General features: G+C 38.8%; 3 protein-coding genes. All 3 read left to right on the forward strand.

Annotated elements, in window-relative coordinates:
* Positions 1-194: ABC transporter permease subunit (locus JM172_RS24415; protein WP_214484968.1), on the forward strand; the 194-nt coding region annotated here is incomplete at its 5' end.
* A gap of 1 nt (position 195) precedes the next feature.
* Positions 196-1,143: an ABC transporter permease gene (locus JM172_RS24420; protein WP_214484969.1), complete on the forward strand. Its 948-nt coding sequence runs from the start codon at positions 196-198 to the stop codon at positions 1,141-1,143.
* Positions 1,144-1,154: 11 nt separating this feature from the next.
* Positions 1,155-1,309: ATP-binding cassette domain-containing protein (locus tag JM172_RS24425; RefSeq protein ID WP_214484970.1), on the forward strand; the 155-nt coding region annotated here is incomplete at its 3' end.

A 1,309-nucleotide genomic window follows, 5' to 3' on the forward strand; every position in this document is an offset into this window, starting at 1 on the left:
TTATCGAGAGTATATTTGGTATTCCTGGGTTAGGTAGCCACTTCGTTCGGTCGATTACAGATCGTGATTATACAACGATTATGGGTGTAACTGTGTTTTATAGTATATTGTTACTCGTTTCAATCCTTTTAGTGGATATATTATATGGATTAATTGATCCTCGTATTAAGCTTGCTCAAGAGAAGGGGGATTAATATGGATAAACAATTAGAAGAATCACAAACGATACAACAAAACTTACCTAAAGAATTATTCGAAAGAACAAAATCTGAAGCACATGAAGCAGAAAAATTAGGGAAAAGCATCACATTTTGGAAAGATGTTTGGCTGCGCTTTAAAAGCAATAAATTAGCTGTATTCGGCATTTTTTTATTGTTCATACTCGGAATTATGGCCTGGATTGGTCCAAGCTTGACCCCATATGATTATGCGTCAAATGATTTAACCCAAGCGAATAAAGCACCTTCAAGTGAACATTGGTTTGGCACTGATAGCTTGGGGCGTGACGTGTTTACTAGAATTTGGCATGGAGCACGAATTTCATTGTTTATCGGTTTAGCAGCTGCAACAATTGATTTAATTATCGGTATCATTTGGGGTGGTTTAGCAGGTTACCTTGGCAAACGAACGGATGAAATATTAATGCGTATCGCCGATATTTTAACAGCTGTTCCATATTTGTTAGTTGTAATTTTGCTAATGGTCGTATTAGAACAAGGCTTAACAACAATGATTATTGCGATGTCTATAACCGGCTGGATTAATATGGCTCGAATCGTTCGTGGGCAAGTCCTTCAACTAAAATCGCAGGAATATGTGTTAGCAGCTCAAACGCTAGGTGCAAATACGAAAAGAATTATGGCTCGACATTTAGTTCCTAACTCAATGGGCCCCATTTTAATTACAATGACATTAACGGTTCCTGCAGCGATCTTTACTGAAGCCTTCTTAAGCTATTTAGGTCTTGGTGTACCAGCACCACTCGCTAGCTGGGGAACGATGGCAAGTGAAGGTGTACCAGCAATGAAATATTATCCGTGGCAATTATTCTTCCCGGCTATATTTATATGTTTAACCATTTTTGCTTTTAATGTTGTTGGAGATGGCTTACGAGACGCACTTGATCCACGACTACGAAAATAGGGGGGAGAAAAATGAAGCCAATTTTAGAGGTAAACGATTTAGCAATTTCTTTTCACACTTTTGCAGGAGAAGTAAAGGCAGTCCGTGGCGTAAATTTCCACGTGAACAAAGGAGAAACGCTAGCTATCGTTGGTGAGTCAGGTTCAGGGAAAAGTGTGACAACACA

Origin of the sequence: Bacillus sp. SM2101 (assembly GCF_018588585.1) — a bacterium.
In the GTDB taxonomy this organism is placed as follows: Bacteria; Bacillota; Bacilli; order Bacillales; family SM2101; genus Nanhaiella; species Nanhaiella sioensis.